General features: G+C 60.1%; 17 protein-coding genes. 3 read left to right on the top strand and 14 right to left on the bottom strand.

Features of this window, described 5'->3' with window-relative positions; genetic code table 11:
* The 3 genes from HLUCCO03_RS02160 to HLUCCO03_RS02150 form a co-directional block, all read right to left on the bottom strand.
* Positions 1-1,275, bottom strand: a 1,275-nt coding sequence (locus tag HLUCCO03_RS02160) for a carbohydrate porin (protein WP_292016594.1), incomplete at its 3' end; no start/stop codon positions are given.
* Between the two features lie 134 nt (positions 1,276-1,409).
* Complete coding sequence (locus tag HLUCCO03_RS02155) at positions 1,410-2,879, bottom strand: ATP-binding protein (RefSeq protein WP_036197698.1); 1,470 nt, start codon at positions 2,877-2,879, stop codon at positions 1,410-1,412.
* Positions 2,866-3,582, bottom strand: a complete 717-nt coding sequence (locus HLUCCO03_RS02150) for a response regulator transcription factor (protein WP_027833095.1) — start codon at positions 3,580-3,582, stop codon at positions 2,866-2,868. Before HLUCCO03_RS02150 ends, HLUCCO03_RS02155 begins: the two co-directional genes overlap by 14 nt.
* An 84-nt stretch (positions 3,583-3,666) precedes the next feature.
* On the opposite strand from HLUCCO03_RS02150, the gene HLUCCO03_RS02145 reads away from it, so the two are divergent.
* A complete protein-coding gene (locus HLUCCO03_RS02145) occupies positions 3,667-4,950 on the top strand; it encodes an ABC transporter substrate-binding protein (RefSeq protein ID WP_155939995.1) in 1,284 nt (427 codons plus the stop codon).
* A 2-nt stretch (positions 4,951-4,952) separates the two neighbouring features.
* Here the strand turns inward: HLUCCO03_RS02145 and HLUCCO03_RS02140 are convergent, their stop codons facing one another.
* Complete coding sequence (locus tag HLUCCO03_RS02140) at positions 4,953-6,641, bottom strand: HAD family hydrolase (RefSeq protein ID WP_027833097.1); 1,689 nt, start codon at positions 6,639-6,641, stop codon at positions 4,953-4,955.
* Between the two features lie 98 nt (positions 6,642-6,739).
* The gene (locus tag HLUCCO03_RS02135) at positions 6,740-7,297 is read right to left on the bottom strand and encodes a DUF2845 domain-containing protein (protein WP_036197700.1); all 558 of its coding nucleotides are present in this window, start codon (positions 7,295-7,297) and stop codon (positions 6,740-6,742) included.
* Positions 7,298-7,490: 193 nt separating this feature from the next.
* On the opposite strand from HLUCCO03_RS02135, the gene HLUCCO03_RS02125 reads away from it, so the two are divergent.
* Entirely contained in the window at positions 7,491-7,634 is a 144-nt protein-coding gene (locus HLUCCO03_RS02125; protein WP_081813592.1) for a DUF2256 domain-containing protein, read from the top strand.
* Positions 7,631-9,160 (top strand): FAD-binding domain-containing protein, encoded by a 1,530-nt coding sequence (locus tag HLUCCO03_RS02120; protein ID WP_027833099.1) that lies wholly within the window; start codon positions 7,631-7,633, stop codon positions 9,158-9,160. The genes HLUCCO03_RS02125 and HLUCCO03_RS02120 overlap by 4 nt, the downstream gene beginning before the upstream one ends.
* On the opposite strand, the gene HLUCCO03_RS02115 is transcribed toward HLUCCO03_RS02120, so the two are convergent.
* From HLUCCO03_RS02115 to HLUCCO03_RS02075, 9 genes are read right to left on the bottom strand one after another with little or no spacing between them, the layout of a single operon-like run.
* On the bottom strand, positions 9,143-10,636 hold the full coding sequence (locus tag HLUCCO03_RS02115; RefSeq protein ID WP_051603931.1) for a complex I subunit 5 family protein: 1,494 nt from the start codon (positions 10,634-10,636) through the stop codon (positions 9,143-9,145). The genes HLUCCO03_RS02120 and HLUCCO03_RS02115 overlap by 18 nt on opposite strands.
* On the bottom strand, positions 10,633-12,129 hold the full coding sequence (locus tag HLUCCO03_RS02110) for a proton-conducting transporter membrane subunit (RefSeq protein WP_027833100.1): 1,497 nt from the start codon (positions 12,127-12,129) through the stop codon (positions 10,633-10,635). Before HLUCCO03_RS02110 ends, HLUCCO03_RS02115 begins: the two co-directional genes overlap by 4 nt.
* Positions 12,126-13,595: a proton-conducting transporter membrane subunit gene (locus tag HLUCCO03_RS02105; RefSeq protein WP_051603932.1), complete on the bottom strand. Its 1,470-nt coding sequence runs from the start codon at positions 13,593-13,595 to the stop codon at positions 12,126-12,128. The genes HLUCCO03_RS02110 and HLUCCO03_RS02105 overlap by 4 nt, the downstream gene beginning before the upstream one ends.
* Entirely contained in the window at positions 13,592-13,912 is a 321-nt protein-coding gene (locus HLUCCO03_RS02100; RefSeq protein WP_027833101.1) for an NADH-quinone oxidoreductase subunit K, read from the bottom strand. Before HLUCCO03_RS02100 ends, HLUCCO03_RS02105 begins: the two co-directional genes overlap by 4 nt.
* Positions 13,909-14,610, bottom strand: coding sequence for an MnhB domain-containing protein (locus tag HLUCCO03_RS02095; protein ID WP_036197702.1), 702 nt, complete (start codon positions 14,608-14,610; stop codon positions 13,909-13,911). The genes HLUCCO03_RS02100 and HLUCCO03_RS02095 overlap by 4 nt, the downstream gene beginning before the upstream one ends.
* A complete protein-coding gene (locus HLUCCO03_RS02090; RefSeq protein ID WP_027833103.1) occupies positions 14,607-14,882 on the bottom strand; it encodes a hydrogenase subunit MbhD domain-containing protein in 276 nt (91 codons plus the stop codon). The genes HLUCCO03_RS02095 and HLUCCO03_RS02090 overlap by 4 nt, the downstream gene beginning before the upstream one ends.
* Positions 14,875-15,189: a monovalent cation/H(+) antiporter subunit G gene (locus HLUCCO03_RS02085; RefSeq protein ID WP_027833104.1), complete on the bottom strand. Its 315-nt coding sequence runs from the start codon at positions 15,187-15,189 to the stop codon at positions 14,875-14,877. Before HLUCCO03_RS02085 ends, HLUCCO03_RS02090 begins: the two co-directional genes overlap by 8 nt.
* A complete protein-coding gene (locus tag HLUCCO03_RS02080) occupies positions 15,189-15,458 on the bottom strand; it encodes a monovalent cation/H+ antiporter complex subunit F (RefSeq protein WP_027833105.1) in 270 nt (89 codons plus the stop codon). The genes HLUCCO03_RS02085 and HLUCCO03_RS02080 overlap by 1 nt, the downstream gene beginning before the upstream one ends.
* Positions 15,455-15,964, bottom strand: coding sequence for a Na+/H+ antiporter subunit E (locus HLUCCO03_RS02075; protein WP_051603933.1), 510 nt, complete (start codon positions 15,962-15,964; stop codon positions 15,455-15,457). Before HLUCCO03_RS02075 ends, HLUCCO03_RS02080 begins: the two co-directional genes overlap by 4 nt.
* Positions 15,965-15,987: the final 23 nt, after the last annotated feature.

Genomic DNA, 15,987 nt, shown 5'->3' with positions numbered 1-15,987 from the left:
ACGGTTCCAGAAGCCACCCACCTGTGGCTTGAAGGTCGGTGCGATGGTAAAGCGGGCATAATCCCCATCCACATCACCACGCCCTTCGTAGCCCTCGGTTTCTAGATCCATGACCTGCCAGGAGGCTTCGTACTGCATCTCGAAGTTGGCGCCCAGCTCGTTGGCCAGGCGGGTGTTGAAGGTGAGCCACTGGTACTCGTCCCCGTCCACATACCGGTCTTCGCTGGTTTCCGCCAGGATCGTCGGGGCAATCCGCCAGCTGTCGCCCAGCCGCGTAGTACCGTAGACGGCTATCCGCGTACTGGCGGCGTCTTCATGCAGGTTGCCGTCGGCACCAAGGCTCTTGACCTCCGCACCCAGGCCCTGGCCATGCAGCAGTGCGACGGAAAAGTTGCCCTCGGATAACCCGAAGAAGCTGTCACCGTGGTAAGCCAGCATGGTTTGCACGCCGGAGTCAGCCGCTTCCATAACATTCCCGACGACACGCTCGTCATTATCCGCAGCGGACATGCCATTGATCAGCCACTGGACGTTACCGAAGTAGTTATTGGCTGTGAGAATGAGGTTGTCGGTGTCGGAGGTGCCATCGGTGGTGTCAGGATCGGAGGGAAAATCCAGGAAGCTGCGGCCATACAATGAGAAGTTGGACTTTACAGCGTCGCTGAAAGTGACGTCGTAAAGCCCCACCCCTGTGCCTGCCAGGAAAACGACATCACTGTCGAGCCAGTGGATGTCAAAATCCAGGTCCCGGTCGAAGCGCTTGCCGGCCCAGAGGGAGGCGTTCTCGAAAATGCCGGTAAAACCGGCCAGGTTGCTGAATTCCACATAGGCCTGGCGCACGTTCAGGGCGCCGTCATCCGCGGTCCAGTCGTTGCTGGAGGTGGTGGAATCGGCAATCATCAGGCGGTAATGGGACCTGGTGCCGTTGTCCGCCACGCTCTTGTAGTTGAGGATGGCCTCCAGGTAAGTGTCCGGTTCGTTACCCAGCCGGCCCACGGCACCGCCAACGGAGCCGGCGGGGGTCAGGTAGGGGCCGCCGGAGGCACTTTTGCCCTCGTTATTCAGCAGCAGCCCGGAGCGGGCGTAGGTGTTGAACGAAAAGCCTTCGTCACCCCGGGCATGGGGCTCGACCTCCGCCAGCTGCTGCTCCAGGGCAGAGAGCCGGTCCTCGACGCTTTCCCCGGCCTGCAACTGGCTGGCAAACACAGCCAGCGAGGCCATGGTCACGGCGACCGTCAGGCGGCGTATGGTCAGAGCGCCACTATTGCTGAACATACAATACGGTTTACAGGTATTCATCATGACTCCTTGTTTTTGTTGTATTCGCAACATCAGAGTCTATGGCAATACCCGGAAGGGGAACGTATCAAACTGAAAGACCCATGTAACATGATTGTTACATGGCAAACTCAGTGACGGGGCAGCTTCAGAGTCACCTCCAGCCCACCACCAGACCAGTTGGAGATCTCAAGCTCACCGCCATGGCTTTGGGCAATATTGCGGGCAATTCCGAGGCCCAGACCATGGCCCTGTCGATGCTCGTGACCGAGGCGATAATAGGGCTCAAAAATCCGGCCAAGCGCCTCGTCAGGAACACCCGGCCCATGGTCCCTGACATGAATGATGACCTGTTCAGGAGAATCTTCCACGCAAATGATCGCCGACTCCCCGTATTTGACGGCATTGTCCACCAGGTTACCCAGGCAACGCTTCAAGGCCAGTGGCTTGCCACGATATGGGGCGCAGCTTCCCTCCACCACAACAAGAGGGGGGTCGCCCATATAGGCATCCGCCAGTTTCCGCAACATGCCATCAAGATCAACAAGCTCGACATTCTCGTGGATGTCCGTGTCTTTCATGCTCTGCAGAGCACCTTTGACCAATAACTCCAGTTCCTGAAGATCACTTTCGAGTCGCTCACGAATAGTGTCATCATCAATCAGATCGGCACGAAGGCGCAGCCTGGTTATCGGGGTTTTGAGATCGTGCGAGATTGCACGGAAAAGCTGGTCCCTGTCGCTGATATAACTTTGCAGCCGTCGGCGCATGGCATTGAAGCCCCGGGTAACCGCCACTATTTCAGCGCTACCCTGCTCCCGGAGAGGCGGCTGGTACTCATCCAGTGGCAGGTCCCTCGCAGCTCTGGCCAGTTTGTGCAGTGGCCGGGTCTGGCGACGCACCAGCCACGCCAATACCGGAAACAGCACACCGATCATCACAAGAATAAAGACAATCTGCTGTCCGGGAATGCTCTCGTCATCCAGTGATACATAGGGCGCCGGCAACAGCGAAGCCAGATAAAGCCAATCACCCTCGGCAACTTCAACCTGAGTCACCAGTACCGGCGGCTTGATGGGTTCCAGGGTCAGTGCGTAGTGAGCCCAGGATTTCGGCAATGCATCCAGTGGCAGCTGGGTATTCAGGATTCTCAGGTCATCAGGGTGAACAAATTCAACATGCAGGTTCACGGTTTTACCCAGGCGGCTCCGGAGCACTGCCTCGACTTCCTCGGTGACAAGCTGTTTGCGCTCGCTATCCGGCAATGCACGCATCTCGATTCGATTATCGTTGAGGGAGACAAAAAATCGGGAGCCGCCCATATCCCGTAACTGATCCAGCACAATATGCCGGTATTCCAGCGGCAGCGACTTGAAAAACTGTGTGGTTGCCGCTGCGGAAGCGGCAAGATTGCGGGTAGTATTCACCAACCCCTCTACCTGTTGGGCGCGGAAGGTGCCTACCCAGATCACACTGGATGCCACCTGGGCAACGCCCATGGCCAACAGTGTCAGCAGCAGGATGCGTCCAAGAAGTGACGATGGCACCAAGCGCCAGACCTTGCGGCCGGTGTCGATCGCCCCGTTATCATTCCGCGACATGGGTCACCGTTGCCGCAAGCAGGTACCCTGCTCCACGCACCGTCTTGATTAGCCTGGGGTTGCGGCCCTGGTCGCCCAGCCGCTGACGTAGCCGGCTGACCGCAACATCCACCACCCTGTCCAGTGGCATTGACTCGCGCCCACGGGTAACACCGGAGATGGTGTCGCGGTCCAGCACCTCATTCGGATGAGAGAGAAAAAGCTGCAACAAGGCAAAGTCCGCACCGGACAGGGGAATGGGGTTTCCCTGCTCCGGGATGAGCTCATGGGCCAGCGTGTCCAGACGCCAACGATCGAACAGGACGAACCTGGGGTTATCCGTTCGCTTGAAACTTGAACGGCGTAAAAGAGCCTTTACCCTGGCCTGCAATTCTCGTGCACTGAACGGCTTGGCCAGGTAATCATCGGCGCCAATTTCCAGTCCGACCACCCGGTCCGTTTCATCTGAGCTTGCCGTCAGCATGATGATGGGAACCTGGGAATGCTCACGTATTTCCCGGCAAAGCGTGAAGCCATCGTCCCCTGGCATCATGACGTCAAGCACGATCAGGTCCACCCTCGAACCGGCAAGCACCTGGCGCATGCCATCACCTTCGGCCGCTGTCATCACGCTGTATCCCACCCGGGACAGGTGTTCGTGCAACAGCTCGCGGATGGCCAGGTCGTCGTCGACTACCAGGATGGACGCTTTAACATCAGACATTCAATGACCTTTGTTGTTATTCGTGGGTGCAAGCATATGTCGAAAAGTCTTGAGGCAAAAGCCCCGAGTGGGTGCTAATCTGGGTTGAGTATTGTTAACAAAATGGATGCAATGGTCACCATGGATCTCCGGCCTTTGGCACTGGGGTTAATCGGTACAGTTACCATATCTGTCTGTCACGCCCGGCCACCAGTACTCAACCTCTATACGTTTGAGTCGTCGCCCTACCAGGTGTCGGCCCGGGCTGGAATTGGCACTACGAATGTCACTGGCGAGACGGTCGATACGGTAAACTGCGCCGCCAGCCAGGCGGGCTGGTCGACACGCATACGTATAACACCACAAAACCGGGCAGTACATTCCTTACAACGAAACCTGATTGATGGTTACTTTGCCATAGACCCCTCCACCGAACTGGATACCATTGCCAAACGAAGCAATCCTGTCAGCCTTGAGAAATGGTACTTTTTCACGACGGAATCGGCTATCGAGCTTGAGTCTGCACGCATTGGCGTAGTGGACGGCAGCAACGAGAAAGCCTGGCTTGAGGCAAATGGATTCGATGTTTTCATGAGTGTTTCATTGCCAAGCCAGCTACCTGCCCTGTTAAAACGCGGCCGAATCGACGCTGCGGTCATGGACAAACGTGCCATGACCGATTTGCATGATCCGGACAGATCAATCGTCAACAACCTCCATGAGCATTTTATTCGCTACACCCCGCTGTACCTTTACCTGAGCGAAAGCTTTGTCGCCAACAATCCCGGTTTTCTACCCTCGTTCAACCAGTTTATCCCGGGCTGCATGGAGGGGCGGATTACTCTCTCTGCTGACGAGGAAGCACACGTCAGGACCCTTGCAGAAAAACTGTTCAGCAAAATCGACAGCGCACTCAATCTGCAACAGGCCATTGATGAAGGTCCGCGTATGGAAAACCTGACAGACGTGCTGAATTTCGACTCCAGGTGGCAGGCACTGGCTCCCACAAAAGCCCCGGAACTGGCAAAGGCGATCCTAGAGCTACCCGGCTCACGAACCCTGCATGCCTGGAAGATGGCTCACAGGGAATATGTCACAGAGGCACTGCTGATCAATGACCGCGGGACACTCGCTGCCATGAGCCAGCTGACTTCCGACTACTGGCAGGGCGACGAACGCAAGTTCACCCGGGTTATAGAGAATCTCGAGGCAGGCCTCAGCGGCCGGGATGCAATCTACATCTCGGACATCCGCTACGATGCTTCCACCTCCCGTTTCCAGATCACGGTGAGCGCACCGGTCGGGCCGGTATCTGGCAATCTTCCCAAAGGCATCCTGGCACTGGGGCTCGACATCGAGAGTGCACTGGGGCACCACGACACGGAGTAGCCTCACGGCGGCCCGATCTCACACGCCAGCACCAGCGCCCAGAATTCCGAGAAATCATTGACCACCACATCCGGCTTGTCAGGGTGCTTGTGGGTGCCAGGAAATATCCGGTTCAGCCAGGGTAAATCCCACTGCGCACCATTGAAGAAGACTGCTGTCATGCCGGCACGTTTGGCGGCAATCACATCCGTGGTGCTGTCCCCCACGTACCACACGCTGGGATCGGGCGGGTAATCCAGCTTCTGCACTGCCAGGTAAAGCTGATCCGGATGAGGCTTCCGCAGGGGCGTATCATCGCCGCAGACATTCACATCGAACAGGTGTGTCCAGCCGGTATCTTCCACCGCCGCAAGCTCATGTTCGAAAAACTCCCGATCCCGGTTGGTGATCACGCCCACCTGAATACCGAGCCGTCGCAGCCCTTCCAGTACGGCCCGCACCTTCGGTTCAAAAGCTTTCACCGAACCGTAGTGCTCCCGGTAGTGACGATTGAATGCCTTGTGGGCGATCTGTTTTGCTTCCTGATCCTCACCGAACAGCACTTCAAATATATCCGTGCGCGAAATTTTGCGATCCGCCCGCACCTTGGGATGCAGCCTGGCAAACTCACGAACGTAGGCCACCAGGCGGGCATCTTCCGGGGTCTTGCTGTCCTCAGGTGCCAGCATACGGTTGACGAGGCCCAGTTCCTCGAATTCGGGGAACATGTCATCCACCGCGTGGTACATGGCATCCAGGGTATCCACCAGGGTGGCGTGCCAGTCGAACAGAACCACCGAGGGCCGGATCAGGCTGACAACAGCGGGGTGCCAGTCCGGTTCAATCCGCGGTTGTGGAGGCTCCGGGCGTGGGTAGGGCCGGGGCCGGACTTCCGCCGGTGTCGCCCGGAATGCTTCCGGCTCCTGCCGCTCCAGCAGTGCCAGCAGGTTGATCAGATCCTCGAAGCTGTCGAGAATCGCTGCCGGTGCATCCCGATGGCTGAACCAGCTGTCAATACGTTCCGACTCCCAGCAGGCTCCGTTATAGAATACGCCGGACACGCCAGCCCGGTTGGCTGTGAGCATATCCACATAACTGTCACCCACATACCAGGCGCGTTCGTCCACCGGCAGGCCCAGCTTCTCCAGGGCACGAGTGATCACCTCCGGGTCCGGCTTGTACTCGGTAACGTCATCGGCGCAAACCGTGGCATCAAACAGATTCCGCCAGCGACCCTCATCCACCATCGCCAGCTCCTTGTCCAGAAACTCCCGGTTACGGTTGGTGGACACCGCCAGCCGGATGCCCATCTCTTTCAGGGCCGTCAGGTATTCGTAGGCGCCTTGCTGGAATGGCTTCACCTTGCCAAAGTATTTGCGGTAACAGTTGTTGTAGGCCTTGTGGGCGATCAGCTTTGCTTCCTTGTCGTCACCGAAAATGGCGTTGAAGATATCAGTGCGGGACACCCGCCGTTCGGCGAGGATGCGGGGGTGCAGGCGACGGAAAATCCGGATATAGCGCACCAGGCGGGCATCGTCGGCGGTACGGCACTTATCTTCGGGCAGCAGCCTGTCAACCAGGCCCAGGTCTTCCAGCTGCGGCAGCATCTCTTCCATGGCACTGAACATGGCGTCGTGGGTATCCACCAGAGTCCCATGCCAGTCAAATATCAATACAGACGGTGCGGGTAGTCCGTCGCTGAATCGCGCCATGTTATCTCCCCGGGAATTAATAACCTGATGCCATAGTCCTCCCAGTAAAAACCATTTCCGGACCTTACACAAAGAACTATGGGAATCACGCTGAGTGGCTAACGGGGCTTCTTCGCAGTCTCTACCCGGGTGACACGGCCATTGCGCAATTTGACGATCCGGCGGAACTGGGTCTTGCCGGTTTCATACATCCACTCTTCCACAGGCACCAGAGTGCCGGACTGGTAGTGACCGGCCACTCTCGAGGAACCGCCTACCGATTCCCAGGTAACCCGCCGGGAAAGTGGTTCGCCGCAGTATGACACCATCTCGAACTCACTGAGCCCGCTTTGCAGCTTTGCCGGAGTACAATCACCGGCGCTGTCTCCGGCAAAGCCATAGCCCAGGCTATGCTCCCGCTGGAGCTTACCGTTGCGGAATTCCAGACGGCGGATGAACCCCTGCGGGCCCGGGTTGTAATACCAGTGCTCAACTTCCCCCACAACGCCGATACCGGGAACGGTTGCCGTCGGATAGGTGGCCACGTAATCCGGCGTTCCGCAGCGCTCTTCCACCTCCACCGGCCAATCCCCCACATCCACCAGTGATGATCCGCAACGGAAAGCACCATCAGCGGCGCCCGGCAAAGCAAACAGGCCCAGGAGGGCCATAAGCATCAGCCTTCTGATTGATAAAGCGACACGCATATCCTGTCCCCGTTTATCCCTCCCTGATTTTCCAGTGTAGAAGGACAGGTGGCCAAGCGGCACCCTCTGAATCGTAAAGATCTGGTAAACACTGGCATTGAGGTCCGCAGCCGCGATTGCAACGTAATGACTTCCCGACACATTCCACTAATGCACTGGCGCGATGCACAAGAAACCCAACCTCCCCGAAAAAACCTGCCCCGTGTGCCAGCGTCCCTTTACCTGGCGCAAGAAGTGGGCGAAGGACTGGGACAGTGTTCGCTACTGCAGTGAGCGTTGCCGCCGGTCCGGGAAGCAGGCTTCATGACAACGGTGGTCTGGTTCAAGCGGGACCTAAGAACCCGGGACCATGCTCCCCTTGCAGCGGCAGCAAGGCTGGGCGAGCCGGTAATTCCCCTGTACGTGGTCGAGGATGATTACTGGCAACTGCCCGACACCAGCGAGCGGCAGTGGGCGTTCGTTCAGGATTCCCTCAAAGATCTTGATGGGCAACTGAGACGCGCCGGTAATCGTCTTGTTGTCCGTAAAGGTTTGGTCACCGACGTGCTCCGGCAGCTGAAAGCCAGCCATGATCTGCAGCGGGTCTTCTGCCATCAGGAAACCGGCGGCCAGTGGACGTTCGAGCGCGACCGGGCAGTCATTGGCTGGTGCAGCGAGAACAACGTTGAATTCCGGGAGTGGAACCAGTTTGGCGTGGTACGCCGTCTCCGTAACCGGGATGTCTGGGACGGGGCGTGGACGGAGCTTATGCGGCAGCCGGTCCAGGCCGCCCCGGCATCCATTCCGGCCACTAATCTGGCGCCAATAAATCACCCCGATGACATGTCACCAGAATTCAGCCGCCGGGATACCTGCCCTGACCGGCAGGCCGGGGGCAGTGCCCGGGGCGACAGGCTGCTGGCCTCCTTTCTGGAACGGCGCTGTATTGGCTACCAGTACAACATTTCCAGCCCGCTGACCGCCGTCAAGGCCTGTTCGCGCCTGAGCCCCCATATCGCCTGGGGCACGGTCAGCATGCGGGAGATCTACCAGTGGTCGAAAGCCACTAGCGAACACCGCAATACCCTGCCCCGCAAAAAGAAAAGCCTGACCAGCTTCCGCTCGCGCCTGCACTGGCATTGCCACTTTATCCAGAAACTGGAAGACGAACCGGAGCTGGAGTTCCGCGCCATGCACCGGGAACTGGAAGGCCTGAAATCCGGCCCCAACGATTCCGACCGCCTGCAGCGCTGGCAGGAAGGCCAGACCGGCTGGCCATTGGTGGATGCCTCCATGCGTGCCCTGCACCACACCGGCTGGATCAATTTCCGCATGCGGGCCATGCTGATGGCGGTGGCCAGTTACCAGCTCTGGCTGCACTGGCGCGACCCGGCCCTGCACCTGGCCCGGATGTTCACCGACTTCGAGCCGGGTATCCACTACTCCCAGGCCCAGATGCAGTCCGGCCTGACCGGTATCAACGCCCTGCGCATCTACAACCCGGTACTGCAAAGCCAGAAGCTGGACCCGGACGGCGAATTCATCCGCCGCTGGATTCCGGAACTGGCCGGCGTGCCCGCGGAGATGATCCATACACCGTGGCTAATGACACCCGCACAAAAAAGCCGCTTCGGTGGCAACACCTATATTGCACCGGTATGCGATCACGAGCAGGCCGCCCGCTCGGCCCGCAAGGCAGTGGGGGATTTCCGCCAGCGGCACGTCAGCCGGGAGGAAACCGAACGGGTGCTGGAGCGCCACGGCAGCCGCAGGGAGCCGGTTCAGAAACGGCCAAAACCACCGGGCAAACAACCCTGGAAGAGCAACGACGACCAGCTATCGCTGTTTGACTGACCGGGTGACCCTCACGGTTAAACCGGCTATGCCGACCGCAACCAGCATCGGCCAGATCAGCGCCCAGACCTGATACAGCGCCGGCAACCACACCGGCGCCTTGACCAATCCCTCAACGTTCCAGGGCATCCACCAGAACGCCAGCAGACTCATACTGCTGGCTGCCAGCCAACCGGCCAGCAGCATCGGCGGGTTCCGGCCGGTTTCCAGCTTTGCTGTGAGAGTCCATAGATAACGTAACACCAGCAGCAGGGTGGCGACCGCGCCGGCGGTCATCAACGGGGACAGATAACCGGCCAGGGCAAACTCAAGTTTGTCTTCCGCCAGAGCTTCCTTCATGGCCAGCTTGGCCAGGGCGCCGCTGGTGAACGGCAAGCCCGCCAGAGACAGGCCAGGCAAGGCGACCAGCAACCACATCAGTGCTCGGTGCATTCTGGCCGAGGGCAATAACAGGCCCGCCGACAGGAACAGGCTCCCCTTGGCCAGGCCGTGGTGCAGCGTGTACAGGGCAATCACTGGCAACAGCACCGGGGCGCGCTGGGGGTCCGCCAGGGCGGCGCCCACCATCAGCACCATCAACCCCATCTGGCTGATGCTGGAATAGGCCAGTACGGTCTTTGGCCGCTGCTGACAAACCCCCAAAGCCGCTGCACCGAGCGACGCCACGGCACCGGCAACGACCATCAAGGTTCCCCATACTGGCAGGGATATGTCTCCAAAAGGCAGGGTAACCAGCCATCCCAGCAATCCCGCCTTGATCATGGCGCCACTGAGCACCGCACTGGCGGGCGTCGGGGCAACAGGATGAGCCATTGGCAACCAGAAATGCAGCAATGGCAAGCCGGCCTTCACCCCGAAACCGACAATCAACAACGCAATCATCAGATCCCGCTGTGGCGATTCGGCAATGGCTGCGGGTATATCCGAAAGCATCTGGCTGTCGGCGGCGGCCGAGGCCAGTAACAGACCTGCAAGAATAGCCATTTCACCCACCACCGCCATGGCCAGATAGACACGACCGGCACGATTGGCCTCCTCCGTGCCTTCATGTACAACCAGGCCATAGCCGGCAAAGGTCATCAGTGCAAAGAAACTGTAGAAGCTGGCAATGTCCACCGCCACGGTCAGGCCCAGATTACCCGCCAGGGTCAGACCCCAGAAGACACAAAAGCGCCGCAGGTGATGGACTTTCAGATAACCCACGGCAAAGACACCGGCCACGGTCCAGAGCACCGCGGTCAGCAGCAAAAACAACCGGCGCAATTCATCCATCCCCCAGAGGCCACCATTGAGCAGCCAGGGCAGCTCCAGCTGCCCGCCGGGCTGGGCAACCAGCACGAATATCAGTGCCGGTATCGGCAGCAGGGGCAAGGCATGGCGCATGACCTTATCACTCCCCCCTGCCAATGCCATGATCGGATAAAGCAGTGGCACGCAGACCGCCAGCAGCAACAGGAAAGATTCGAAGGCCATCATGATGAATACGCCCTCAACACAACCAGTTCCGCCCAGGACAGCGGGCTGAACGGCAGGGACGCCAGCACACCCACCAGCACCGTCATGGCTGCTGTCAGCATCGGCGGCCAGAACAGCCAGGCACTGGTTTCCAGCCGCCCCCACTGGCGCTCATGGGGCCAACTGCCACGGGGTTCCCGGAACCAGAGCCGGTGCAAAATCGGCAGGAAGTACGCCGCATTGAGCAGGCTGCTGAGTACCAGCACCCCGATGACCCAGTCCATATTGGACGCCAGGGCACCGGTACCCATGGTCCACTTGGTAATAAAACCGGCCAGAGGCGGTGCGCCAATCATACCGAACGCACCCACGGTAAAAGCCAATGAGGTACCCGGCATCCGCCGGCCGGCGCCATCCATTTCATCAATACGATGAATGCCCAGGGTTTCGGCGTAGTTACCGGCGCAGAAAAACAGGGTGATTTTCATGATGCCCTGGTGCAACAGATGCACCAGCCCGCCCGTCGCTCCTACAGGCCCGAACAGGCAGATGCCGAGGATGATGTAAGACACCTGGCTCACCGTGGAAAACGCCAACCGGCGCTTCAGATCCACCTGGGACAGGGCCCGCGCCGACCCGTAGAGAATGGTGAAGGCCGCCAGCCACGCCAGGGGTTCCAGCAGGCCCAGCATTGCCGAGGCTTCAATGCCATAGATGTCGTAGACCACCCGCACTATGCCGAAAGCCCCGGCTTTCACCACCGCCACCGCGTGCAGCAGCGCACTCACCGGGGCCGGTGCCACCATCGCCTGGGGCAACCAGCCGTGCAGCGGGAAGATCGCTGCCTTGACCCCCAGCCCCGCAATGAGCAGAACAAAGATGAGGATCAGCGACCCGTGCAGAGCCGGGTCGGCGTCACCAAAATGCCCTCCCTCCCGGAACGGCAAATCTCCGACCAGCCCCTGCAACCAGGCGATCGCCAGCAGCAGCACGGCGCCACCGGTCAGGGTGTAGATTACGTAGGCCCGCCCCGCTCTGAGGGCCTGCTCCGTACCGCGATGCACCACCAGGGGATAGGTGGCCAGGGTCAGCATTTCGTAGAACAGGAAGAAGGTAAACAGGTTACCGGCCAGGGCAATGCCCATGGTGCTGGCCACGCACAGGCTGAAAAAACCGAAGAATCGGCTGCGATTGGGGGAGTCTTCCAGATACCCGACGGCGTAGATCGTGGTCAGAAACCAGAGCACGGCGGAGAGGCCCGCGAACATCATCGAGAGCGCATCCGCTTTCAGAACGAACTCAACGCCCGGCAACATGGTGAAACTCAGGCCATAGTCCACACCGTGAAATACGCCCCAGACCATCACCGCGACAATACCCAGCTTTACCAATGCAGCTCCCAGGTTCACCGCTGTGCGCAGGCGATATCCCTGCTCCGGCAGGACAAAGATCACCAGTGACGCCATCAGCGAGGTCATCAGGGCGAACAGGGGCATCCACATGTTCAGGGTCATGGCGCGCCCTCCCCTTCAAAGGGCAGGGCCATCACCGTCAATACCTGATCCGACGCCAGCCCGAGCCCCAGGGCGAGCATGGCCAGAATCAGCGGAATGACTTCAAGGCTTCTGGAAGGATGGAAGAACTGGTCGGTTCCGGAACTTTCCAGAAACGAGGCGCGATAGATGCGAAAGATATAGGCCGCTGACAACAGACCGCCGGCCAGCAGAACCAGCACCCACCACCACTGGCCGCTGCCGAGGCTGGCCTGCAACAGTAACCACTTGGCGGCAAACCCTCCGGACGGTGGCAGGCTCATCAAAGACACCCCCGCCAGCCCGAACGAGAACAGCGAGAAAGGCAGGAAACGGCTGACCCCGGCCAATGCGTCCACACGATTACTGCCGACTGACAGAATCAGGTTGCCCGCCGCCAGGAACATGGCCGCCTTCGCCAGGGCATGGCTGATTACCTGCAGAGTCATGCCCTGCTGGGCCTGGAGGGAGACGGTTTCAGACACCGAAAATGTCAGCGGAAACAACAGGAACAGGTACCCGATCTGGGCCACCGAGGAATAGGCCACAACCTGCTTTAACCGCTGTTGCCGGCACGCCAGCCAGCTGCCCCATACCACGGCAGCACTACCCAGCAGACCGATCAGTTGCGCTGCGGCCAGGCTTCCGATGGGCTGCCCCAGCTCCAGCCATAGCCTTGCAGCAATGTAGAAAGATGCCTTGACCACCAGCGCTGACAACAGCGCACTCACCGGTGACTTGGCTATGCCATGGGCCGGGGGCAGCCAGCGGTGCAAGGGAAACAGCGCTGTTTTCAGCGCCAGCCCGGCAATCATCAGGGCCAGCGCCATGCCCGAGCCTGACGGCACCGGGTGATCAGACAGCCAGGTTGCAACTCCGGCAATGGACAGGGTGCCGAACTGGCCGTAGATCAACGCCACGCCCAGCAGGTAGGCCAGCGACCCAAGCAGGGCCGCCAACAGGTACCGAAGCGACGCCCGTAACGCACCAGCCTGACCGCCCAGGGCAACAAGACCCACCGCAGACAGGCTGATCAGCTCCAGCCCCACGTAGAGGTTGAACAGATCGCCCCCAAGCCAGACGGCATTCAGCCCGGACCAGAGAAACCAGAACAGGGGCCAGAAATACCGGTGCCAGGGCTTGTCCGGATCAATGTAGGCTCCGGCATGCAAACCGCAGGCGCCGGCCACTACCGCAGTGAGCAACACAAAGGTGACGGCGAGCCCGTCCACCCGCAACTCTATTCCCAGGGGCGCATCCCAGCCCCCCAGCCCGTAATAGAAACCGCCGTCCCGGGCGACCGCAAGCCACAGGCCCAGCGACACCAGCACCTGCACCAGAATGCCCGCCCAACTGACCAGCCGGCCCCGTGAAAAGTCCGTCAACAGGGTCAGTACTGCCCAGGCCAGCGGAGTAAACAACAGGCCAGCCATCAGCCACAAGGTCATTCCTGGCCGCCCTCCCGGGACGTTGGCTCCGCATCCAGAGTGGTCAGCCCAGACAGGTGGTAATAGCGCCGGATCAGCACCACCGCCAGCGCCGTGGCGGCAATGGCTACGACTATCCCGGTGAGCACCAGGGCCTGGGGCACCGGGTCCGGCCCACCCTGATGCTGGGGCAGGCCCACCATCACCAGGAACACGCCGGAGCCCATCACGTTGAAGGCCAGCAACTTGCGCAGCAGGTGTGACAGACACAGCAGGCCGAACAGGCCGAGGCCACACAACAGGGCACCGGCCAGGGCATACAGCAGTGGCGCCGTCATGAGGAACCGCCTTCTTCGGGATCCTCAGCATCATTGACCGGGGCAGACACGAACAACGCCAGCAACACCATGGCAATGGACAGGGTCAGTACCGATTCGATGACCACAATAAGGGTTTTGGCCATAGCCGGGGGATACGCCAGAAAGGCATCGCCGCCAATGGCACTGGCGAGGGCCACCAGCAAGAACACCGTGAAGCCCAGCGCCAGACCCAGACGCAGCAACAGCCCCGGGCGGATGAACTCCATGGGAATGCCACCCAGGCGCATCAGCACACCCGTGGCGGCAAGCACGGCACCGGCCTGAAACGCACCACCGGGCCGATCGGCCCCGGCCCAGAGCAGGTATCCGGCCAGTACCAGCATCAACGGCACAAACCAGCGCTGCAGGGCATAAAGCAGAGAATCCGAGGTGCGCAACTCCGGGTCTTCAAGGGAGGTGGTTTTCGCCATGGAGATACCGGCGATACCGGCAATCACCAGCACCCCGATTTCAAGCAGAGTGTCGTAACTGCGGAAATTGAGCAGCACCGCCGTAACCGGGTGTTCAACCCCACTACGGCTCATGTTTTCGCTGAGCAGCTGCGGCAGGCTTTCGGGCAAAGGGTTACCGGCGATGGCCCAGATGCTGGCGGCCAGGCCAGCCACGAACATGAGGCATGCGATAGCAATAGCAGAAATGCGCAGAGCCTGGATCATTGCTCGCCGCCCTCCTGCGTACGCTTGCCCGGGCGTTTACTGCCGAGGTGACTGACAGCATCCAGTAGCAGGACGCCGGTCAGCCCCGCGCCGATAGCCGCCTCGGCCAGGGCAATATCGGGTGCCTGCAATCTGACCCAGGCAACCGTCATCAGCAGCCCGAAAGCGATAAACACTACAACCGCACGGAACAGATCCCGGGATAAAAGGGCCGCCACAGCGGTAATCACCAGGGCAATCACCAGCAGCCCATCCAGCAACCACTCAGTCACGGGTTTTCCTCCCTTCTTGCCGCCCCTGCTCCTGCGACCGGACGGCCCGGGCTATCAGGTGGGCGGAGGTGGCGCTGGCCGCCAGTGCCACTACCCAGATCAGCACAATCTTCAGCCCTACCGCCAGTGACGGCAGATCCAACAGCAGGGCCAGCACAACAAACCCCAGCCCAAGGTTATCCACTTTGGTGAGTGCGTGAATCCGCGTAAGTGTCTCTGAAAAGCGAAACAGGCCCAGGGTTCCGATGGCAAAAAACACGCATCCGGTGACCAGCAAAGCTCCCTGCATCAGCTGCAACACGGCCATCACGACTCCCTCCGGTCAATCCTCACCACCCGCGTGACAAACCCCACGATGGCCAATACCGACAGCAGCGCCAGAATGAGAGCAACATCTCTCAGGGCGGGCAGCCCCTGGGCTTCCGCCAGAACCAGTAAAAGCGCGACGCCAGTGGTTCCGAATAGCTGCGAGGCCAGCATGCGGTCTGAAGGCGTGGGCCCATTCCAGATCCGCACCAGCGCCACCAGTAAAGTAAGCAGCAGGAAAGCCGCTACGGCGTTCAGGAGCAGTGTCATTGGCTGGTTCCTGCAGGCCCGGCGCCAGCCGACAGCGGCAGACCGAAGATCCGTGCCACTCTCTGCTCCACCGCCCTGACATCCGCCTCGACCGGCTCGCGGGTATCCAGGCAATGAAGGAGCAGGTGCTCGCCATCGAGGCTGACACTGAGAGTACCGGGCATGAGCGACAGGGTATTGGCCAGCAGCCAGCGCGGGCCACCAGAGGGCAAGTTCACATGAAAGGCCAGATAACCGGGGGCGACAGGCAGCGCGGGTGACAGTAAACGGCGTGCAACGTCGATGCCTGCGGTTACCGAGCGGAGCAGGAAGTACATGACGAAGAAGAGGAATGGCACCGGATGAATCCGCGTCACCCCGGGCGGAAAGAGGCGCAGGGAGATAACCGTGGCCAGGGCAACCACTACCAGGCCGGTTATGGTACCGGACGGATCCCCCTCGGTGAGCGCCCACCACACCAGAAGAAGCAGTAACACCCGGCCAGAAATTGTTACGACTGTGTTCATTGATGCTCCGTATCGGTGGCCGG

Origin of the sequence: Marinobacter sp. HL-58 (genome assembly GCF_001314605.1) — a bacterium.
In the GTDB taxonomy this organism is placed as follows: Bacteria; Pseudomonadota; Gammaproteobacteria; order Pseudomonadales; family Oleiphilaceae; genus Marinobacter.
Note: the sequence above shows the minus strand (reverse complement) of the source record. Positions and strands in the feature narration are given on the sequence as shown.